This is a genomic window from Intestinirhabdus alba, assembly GCF_009711095.1.
Taxonomy (GTDB): Bacteria; Pseudomonadota; Gammaproteobacteria; order Enterobacterales; family Enterobacteriaceae; genus Intestinirhabdus; species Intestinirhabdus alba.
This window is the reverse complement of sequence record NZ_WMJZ01000126.1, coordinates 1-744: the sequence shown is the minus strand read 5'-3', so window position 1 is coordinate 744 and position 744 is coordinate 1. Positions and strand designations below refer to the sequence as shown.

The following is a 744-nucleotide window of genomic DNA, read 5'->3' as shown; positions in this document are numbered from 1 at the left end:
CGTCTGCGCCAGCGCGCGGGCCTTATCCGCCACCGCGACGATCTGCGCCCGGTTGAGGGTAAATGAGACCAGCATTCCGCTCCCCCAGACGCCCGTGGCCAGCAGCAGCATCAGGCCCAGGGCGCGCTCCCTGGGCATCCCCACCCGCCGGCCGCGTACGCGGGCGCAGTCATCCAGCAGCCCTCTCCAGGCGGGCGGCAGCGTGACGGCGTGGGACAGCACGCCGGAAAAAGCGCCCTCCTCCTTATGGACGCTTTCCGGCAGGCTGAACACAACGCCGCGCAGCGGCACGCGCCGCTGTGAGGTATACAGCCAGGGGGAGAGGCGGGTTTTCCAGCGCCCGCTTCCCCCCTGCGCCAGCTGCTGGGCCAGGCGCAGCAGAAAATCGCCGGCGCTGTTTTCGACGATGCGGGCGATCCCCTGGCGGCGCAGCGGCGCGATCAGGCGGCTGAACTGCGCCTGCACGTCCCGGGCGGTGGCGCGGGGGGGCAGCTTCACGGCCACGGTTTGTGCCATGCCGCCCGCCTGAGGCCAGCTGCTGCTGCACAGCTGCCACAGCCAGACCGGCGGCTGATAGCGAAGGTGTTCGCCGATCCTCTCCAGCCCGCGCAGGTCGCCGTCGCTCACCTGCGGGGTCAAAGGCTGCTGGTGCCCGATAACGCGCACCACCGCATCCAGCGGCCGGCCCCGGCGCAGCTTGCGCAGCGCGGCGAGCAGTTCAGGATCGGTTTCCGCGGTCAGGCT

At 71.2% G+C, this 744-nt stretch carries 1 pseudogene; it reads right to left on the bottom strand.

Features of this window, described 5'->3' with window-relative positions:
- Positions 1 to 744: pseudogene (locus GJV78_RS23205) on the bottom strand (type VI secretion protein VasK); the annotation flags it as partial.